General features: G+C 64.3%; 10 protein-coding genes. 3 read left to right on the top strand and 7 right to left on the bottom strand.

Annotated elements, in window-relative coordinates; genetic code table 11:
• Positions 1-477: 477 nt before the first annotated feature.
• The 3 genes from BLQ03_RS17120 to BLQ03_RS17130 are packed head-to-tail and all read right to left on the bottom strand — an operon-like array spanning position 478 to position 1,350.
• The gene (locus BLQ03_RS17120) at positions 478-777 is read right to left on the bottom strand and encodes a HigA family addiction module antitoxin (RefSeq protein ID WP_090757510.1); all 300 of its coding nucleotides are present in this window, start codon (positions 775-777) and stop codon (positions 478-480) included.
• Between the two features lie 9 nt (positions 778-786).
• A complete protein-coding gene (locus BLQ03_RS17125) occupies positions 787-1,062 on the bottom strand; it encodes a type II toxin-antitoxin system RelE/ParE family toxin (RefSeq protein WP_090757511.1) in 276 nt (91 codons plus the stop codon).
• Between the two features lie 21 nt (positions 1,063-1,083).
• Positions 1,084-1,350, bottom strand: a complete 267-nt coding sequence (locus tag BLQ03_RS17130; RefSeq protein WP_090757512.1) for a WGR domain-containing protein — start codon at positions 1,348-1,350, stop codon at positions 1,084-1,086.
• Between the two features lie 244 nt (positions 1,351-1,594).
• Here BLQ03_RS17130 and BLQ03_RS17135 point away from each other — a divergent pair, with 244 nt between their 5' ends.
• Complete coding sequence (locus BLQ03_RS17135; RefSeq protein WP_090757513.1) at positions 1,595-1,957, top strand: MobC family plasmid mobilization relaxosome protein; 363 nt, start codon at positions 1,595-1,597, stop codon at positions 1,955-1,957.
• Positions 1,957-3,498 (top strand): relaxase family protein, encoded by a 1,542-nt coding sequence (locus BLQ03_RS17140; protein WP_090757514.1) that lies wholly within the window; start codon positions 1,957-1,959, stop codon positions 3,496-3,498. The genes BLQ03_RS17135 and BLQ03_RS17140 overlap by 1 nt, the downstream gene beginning before the upstream one ends.
• A gap of 1 nt (position 3,499) precedes the next feature.
• Here the strand turns inward: BLQ03_RS17140 and lspA are convergent, their stop codons facing one another.
• Both lspA and BLQ03_RS17150 read right to left on the bottom strand, forming a co-directional pair.
• The gene (lspA, locus tag BLQ03_RS17145) at positions 3,500-3,979 is read right to left on the bottom strand and encodes a signal peptidase II (protein ID WP_088239308.1); all 480 of its coding nucleotides are present in this window, start codon (positions 3,977-3,979) and stop codon (positions 3,500-3,502) included.
• The gene (locus BLQ03_RS17150) at positions 3,976-4,845 is read right to left on the bottom strand and encodes a cation efflux transmembrane domain-containing protein (RefSeq protein WP_028720581.1); all 870 of its coding nucleotides are present in this window, start codon (positions 4,843-4,845) and stop codon (positions 3,976-3,978) included. Before BLQ03_RS17150 ends, lspA begins: the two co-directional genes overlap by 4 nt.
• A gap of 68 nt (positions 4,846-4,913) precedes the next feature.
• On the opposite strand from BLQ03_RS17150, the gene BLQ03_RS17155 reads away from it, so the two are divergent.
• Complete coding sequence (locus tag BLQ03_RS17155) at positions 4,914-5,354, top strand: MerR family transcriptional regulator (RefSeq protein ID WP_090757515.1); 441 nt, start codon at positions 4,914-4,916, stop codon at positions 5,352-5,354.
• A 22-nt stretch (positions 5,355-5,376) separates the two neighbouring features.
• Here BLQ03_RS17155 and BLQ03_RS17160 read toward each other — a convergent pair whose 3' ends face one another.
• On the bottom strand, positions 5,377-5,766 hold the full coding sequence (locus BLQ03_RS17160) for a hypothetical protein (RefSeq protein ID WP_139166798.1): 390 nt from the start codon (positions 5,764-5,766) through the stop codon (positions 5,377-5,379).
• 84 nt (positions 5,767-5,850) lie between these two features.
• Positions 5,851-6,421, bottom strand: a 571-nt coding sequence (locus tag BLQ03_RS17165; protein WP_139166799.1) for a helix-turn-helix domain-containing protein, incomplete at its 5' end; no start/stop codon positions are given.

The raw sequence follows: 6,421 nt of genomic DNA on the forward strand, positions 1-6,421 counted from the left end.
TCGGGTTGGGGCGCGGGCGAGGTTGTGTGGCCCCGACGAGCACGGCGATGGACTGCACCGGCGAGCCATTGCGGCGCTGCGCCTCCTGCGTCGTTCGGGCCATGTCGATGTCCTCGGAAGTTATCCCCAGGCGGCGCAGCTCGTCGATAGGAATCCTGCTCATCATGGCCTCGATAGTTCCCTCACAGGGAACTTTAGTTCCCTCACAGGGAACTGTCCATCTTTACTTTCTCCAGCCTAGCAAGGGCAAAACGGCCAAAATGCACCCGCGTATCCATATATCCTAAGAGTCTTAGAGGCGCTGATGGGCTCCGACCGCCCGTCTGGCCGAGCTGCACGGGTAGGATGTGCTGGGAAACAGGCCAGTGGGCAGGCCGCGCCACAGAGCCAGGGACAGCGCAGGCGGCACCGCGCTAAGGTTGCACCAGGGCAGACGCCCAGAGCGGATCAGAGAGTGGCCTTGCCCAGCTGCGGTGGCTATTCGGCAGCCACCAGGGTCGGGACCGCCGAGACATCCACCTCGCGGGCGGCGTGCCAGGCGTCATAGGCCCCCTGCATCCTGATCCAGACCAGCGGAGCGTTCCCGAACAGCTTGGCCAGTCGCACGGCAACCTCAGGGCTGACTGGTTTGCGCTCGGCCAGGATGTCATAGAGATGCTGGCGCGAAATCCCGAGCATCCGCGCAATCTCGGCCTTGGGCTTCCCGGTGGCGGGGATCACGTCCTCGCGGAGCAGTTCGCCCGGATGCGTCGGGCAGCGGTCGGGGTTGCGGCTCATCCTCGCCTCCTAGTGATATTGCTCGAAGTCCAGCACGTAGGCGTCGCCGTCGCGGAACTCGAAGGTGATGCACCACGGGCCGTTCACATGGACCGTGTAGCGGGTCGGGGTGTGGCCTCGCAGCGGGTGGAAGTCGAAGCCGGGCAGGTTCATGTCCTCGGGGACGGTGGCGGCATCGAGGGCGTCCAGGCGCCGCAGGATGCGGCTATGCATCCGCGCGTCGATCCTCGACCTGCCCGTTTCCCAGAGGGCCTTCAGCTGCTTGTTCGCAAAGGTCTTGATCATAGGTATGTGTAAGCGGATAGCTTACAAGTGTAAACGACCCTGGAACAGCTCCAGCTGCTCGGGCCTCAGCCAGTAGCCTCGCCGTCTCTTCGCTGCTTCCAGCTTCAGGAATGCGCACATGGCTTCTTCCCGGGAGGGGAAGTAGACGCTGCGAACCTGTCCGGCCTGCCCGATCCGCCCCCATTCCCTCTGAAGGGTCCACTCCCCGAAGAGGTTGGGCAGGACCATCAGACGGTAGAACCGAGCCAGGTTCTTCGCGGGATCGCGCTTTTCGAGATAGCTCTGCATCAGGGCCGGCGTATCGCTTTTGGGCCTTTTCCACCAGTTCCAACGGTGCCGGTCATCCTCCTTGCTTGCAACTTTCTCGCCAGGATACTCTCGTGGCCACGACAAGGCTTCGCCTTGCCCTGACCACTCGCGCTGGTGAGGGGGCGTGCCGCCCCCTTCAAACCCCCGGCTCCGCGCCCATGGCACGGCAGGGCCAGCCCGAACCCCGGCAGGGGACACCCCTGCACCCCTTGGAGCCTGCCTCATGGCCGACGACCCTTCTGCCGCTCCCGAGCCTGCCCGCTGGATCAAGTTGCGAGCCAGCGCGGCGGAGCGGGCACGCTGGCAGGCTCTGGCGGCAAGCCGGGGGGTGTCGCTGTCGGAGCTGATCCGAGCCTCCCTAGGCGGCCTGCGGCTGCGGGCACGGCGGGAGCCGCCGCCGGTCGCCCCGCAGCTGCTGCGGGAGCTGGCGCGGATCGGGAACAACCTCAACCAGCTTGCGCGGGCCGCCAACCGGCAGGAGCCGGTGACGGCCACGGCGCTGCTGTCGCGCCTCATCGAGATCGACCGCGAGCTGGGGGCACTGCGGGCGGCGCATACGCGGGCCGACCCCCCGGAGCGCGGCTGATGCTCATCAAGTTCACCAGCGGCGGCAAAGGTGGTGGTGGGGCGGTCTGCGATTACCTGCTCGATGCTGGCCGGGAGGGACGGGAGCATTGCGCTCCGGAGGTCGTGCGGGGCGATCTGGCGCGGACGCGGGAGCTGATCGACAGCATCAAACGGCGCTGGACCTACACGCACGGGGTGCTGTCCTTTGCGCCCGAGGATGCGCCCAGCGTGGCGGAGCAGGAGGCGGCGATGGCCGCCTTCGAGGCCTTCGCCTTTGCCGGCCTCGATGCCGAGCAGTTCGACATCACCTGGGTGCGCCACCAGCACACCGAAGGCGGGCGGGTGGAGCTGCACTTCGTGACCCCGCGCCTGGAGCTTTCCTCCGGGCGGGCGCTCAACATCGCGCCGCCCGGCTGGGAGCGGGGGTATTCCAAGCTGCGGGACGCGCTGAACCTGGAGCATGGCTGGGCGCGGCCGGACGATCCGGCGCGGGCGCGCGAGGTGGCCTTCGAGCTGTCGCCGCCCTGGGCGCAGCACGGCTTCCACCTGAAAGAGGGCAAGGAGGCCGTCCACGGCTATGTGACGGCCCTGGTCGAGCGCGGGGCGATCCATGACCGCGCCAGCCTGGTCGATGCCCTGACCGAAGCCGGGCTGGAAGTCACGCGGGCGGGCAAGGACTACGTGACGGTGCGCGACCCCGACACCGACGAGCGCCTGCGGCTCAGGGGCCGCATCTACGAGAAGGACTGGAGCGATGACGCGGAGCTTGGCCGAGCGGCTGCACGAGAGGTTGGAGAGCCAGACGGCCGAGATCGCGGCCTTGACCGAGAGCGAGTTGCAGAGGCTCTCGCGGCGTGTGAGCGCGAGCGTGAGCACCGAGCTGACCGAAATCGAGATCGCTATCGCCCGAACCACGCATGGGATCAGGAGCGCGCTGCCACAGCTGAAATGGATCCTGGGGCTGACCTGGGGGGCGCTGATCGTGAGCTTGAGCCTGACCGGCTTCTTGCTCTGGCGCTCCAGCCAGCCCTTGCGGATCGTGGCGGACATGCCCTTGGAGACGTTCCAGAGCGAGGGACAGAGCTACCTGGTCGTGCCCGAGAACGCGAAGCCCGTGCACTGCACGACGCCCTCGGGGCGGGATGCGATCTGCCTGCACATGACGACTGGGGACTGAGCCATGGACCAGCTCACGGCATTGGAGCGCGCTTTGCTCGAACAGTTCAGGCGCTTGGCGAACGAGTTCGATCAATCGGAGAGCGCGTCCGAGGAATATTCGAAGAAGGTGGGCGCATGGTCGCAGCGCATCTCGCAGCGACAATCAGCGATCGAGGCCCGCTTGTCGCAGATCGAGGCCACACAGCAGCGCTTGAGCGCGGGCTTGGAGAACTTGAACGCGGCCTTAGCCAAGCAGACCGCCTCAACCACGCACTTGGTGCAGCAGGTGAACGCGTTGCTGAAAGAACGCTGACATTAGTCCAGGAGCGCAAAGCGCACGAATGGGAGTTGGAGCGGGCCGCAAGGCGGGAGCGCGACAGGGGCCACGATCACGAGCTTTAAGTTAGCCCCTCAAGGCAACCCTACTTTGTTTTTGGCTGAATTGGCAGAAGAACAATGAGATAGCCCCGGCCGTGATCCATACATCTGCAAGATTGAACACAAAGGGGTGCCATGCCCCAAAGTGCAGATCGAGATAATCGGTCACCACTCCATACACCGCACGGTCAATGACATTGGCGAGCGCCCCCGCCACAATGAAAGAGGCAGCAATGCGCTCCAAGCCCTGCGATCTAAAAGCCCATAGCGCAAAACTCGCTGTCAATGCGGCCGTGGCGAGCAGCAGCACAAGCCGCGCAGTCTCACCCTCGAATGAGAACAGGCTGAACGAAACCCCCTGATTGAAGGTCAGACGCAGCGCGACAAAGGGCAGAAAGTCGGTTGCCGCGCCGTAGGGTTCGAGAGAGGTGCGCGCCCATAGCTTTGCAGCAAGATCGAGCGCGGCTCCAAAGGCGATGATGAGTGCAGGCCTAGCCGTTTTCATGCACGGCCAGCCTGTTTGAGATCGGAGCGCGCATCCCGGATGATCGACCACGCCGATTGCAGGAACAGGCCCGCGACGGCGAAGGCCACCAGAAGGTCAGGCCAGGACGAGCTAAGCGCCCAGACGAGGACAGCCGCGACGACCACGGCAAGGTTGCCAATCGCGTCGTTGCGCGAGAACAGCCAGACTGCACGCATATTGGCATCGCCCTTGCGGTGGGGCAGCAGCACAAGGGCAGCGGCCACATTGACGATGAAGGCCACGACCGCGAAGCCACCCATCAGGAGGGTTTCCGGCTCATGCTCGACAAAGACGCGGTAGAGCGTCGAGCCAATCACGCCAAGGCCGAGCAGGCCCAGAAACACGCCTTGCAGCAGCGCCGCCTTGGCGCGGGCCGCGAGGCCCCAGCCCACCGCAATGAGGCCGAGGAAGGAAATCAGGCCATCGCCCACGAAATCGAGCGCGTCCGCCTGTAGCGCCTGCGAACCCGACAGAAAGCTGCCGAAAATCTCGATCACACCATAGCCGACATTGAGAAGGACAACGATCCAGAGTGCGCGCTTGTAGGCTGGGGTGACGTGCGACAGGTCAGGGATCTTGTCGTCATCCTCATCGGTTTCCGCCCCGGCCACCTTGGGCTGGCCTATGCGATCAAGCTGATAACCCAGGCTTGTCACTGCCTGCTCAATAGCAGGAAGCCGCGTCTGCGGATCATCGACATTGAGCGTCATGATCTGCGAGGCAATCGACACCTTCACCTCGTCCACGCCTTCAACCTTGCGGGCCGCGCCCTCGATCTTGGCGGCGCAGGACGCGCAGTCCATGCCCGTAACGTGATAGCGGATTGTGTCGGTTGCAGCGGCCATTCGTCGATCCTCGAAACTTTAGCCTTGCCCTGCTACAACCTGTAGCGACTACAGGAGCAAGGCAAAAGATGCAGATCGGCGATTTATCCCGGCAGACGGGCGTGAACATCGAGACGATCCGTTACTATGAGCGCATTGGGGTTTTGCCCAAGCCTGCCCGCCAGCCGAACAGACGGCGCACCTACAGCCCCGCCGATGCCGAGCGCCTGGGCTTTATCCGCCATGCTCGCGAGCTTGGTTTCGATCTGCCAAGCATCCGCATCCTGCTCGCCTTGCAAGAACGGCCGGAAGCATCATGCGAGGATGCGAGCCGCATTGCCCAAGAGCAGCTTGAGGCAGTCGAAAGCCGGATTGCCCGCCTGCTTCTCTTGCAGGATGAACTGGCCCGAATGGTCAGCGAATGTAGACGAGGTAGGGTATCCGAATGCCGAGTGATCGAGGCTCTAGCCCCCGCCCGCCCTACAGCCCGCTCTGATCCGAGCGGGCGGGCGGGGACTACTGCACCCTAGTCCTAAACAGCGCCAAGCTAACTTATCGGCCGAGGATGCGCTGAAGGAGGCTGCGCGGTTCCTTGGGCCGCTTGTCTTCCAGGAGCGCCTGCTGACGCTCGGCCAATGCGCGCCAATGGTCGGCATTGGCTTCGGCCTTGCCCAGCATCTCACGCAGTAACTCGACCTCGCGTTCTAGAACTCGTCCGGCTGGGGTAGTCGGTTGGTTCCCAATGGTGGTCGATTGCGGTTCCGGAAACCGGTCTGCCGACCGGTCTATAGCCTGGAAGGGAAAAGCGCGGTGCAGCTCGGCCGGGTCAATGGCGTACCGGCCCCGGTCGTCTTTGGGAGCACTCATGCGCCCGCTGCGGATGGCGTCTAGCAGGGTGGATTTGGAACGGCCACAAGCCTTGGCAGCCTGGTTCAGCGTCAACGCCACAAGTGGTTCCTTGGGTGGTCGGTGTCGGTCGGCAGAGTGGTCGGTATCGGTTCTCGAAACCGGTGGTCGACCGGTCGGCTACTCGGGGGCTTGATCGGTCTTGCCACCTTGGATCACGTCGAGCTTGTAGCGTTCGACGGCCTCGGCGTGCTTGTTGACGTTGCCGCGGAATGCCCCTTCCGGGGTGACAGCGATGATTTTCGTCCTTCCCCGCTTCACCCGTCGGATTGCCCCGACCTCTTCGAGCAGAGCGAGGATAGGAGACATGTGGTTTGGCGTAATGCCGGTAATTTCACAAAGATCGGCAGCGGTCTTGGTGCACTCGTAGGACTGCCAGGCGAGATGGCGAGTGATCTGCCAGAGGACTGCCAAAGCCTGATGTTGCCGAGCTAGGGTCTGGCCCGAATTGCGCAGGCGTTCGGTTACGGCGTCCTGATACTGGAAAGCGATGGACACGTTGCCCCCTCCGAAGAAGTCGAACTCAAGCTGGTTGCTGGCGGACAGTTCCTTGGCCGCGAGAGCGGCCTCTCTGGCCCTGGCCGCGCGCTCAGGGCTGCTTTCCCGTAAGGCCTGCTGATCGAGCAGGAGCGCGGCCTGGTCGTAGGCGCCACGCCGACGCAGAGCGCGGTCGGTCAGGTCCACAGGCGGG

Origin of the sequence: Paracoccus chinensis (assembly GCF_900102885.1) — a bacterium.
GTDB lineage: Bacteria > Pseudomonadota > Alphaproteobacteria > Rhodobacterales > Rhodobacteraceae > Paracoccus > Paracoccus chinensis.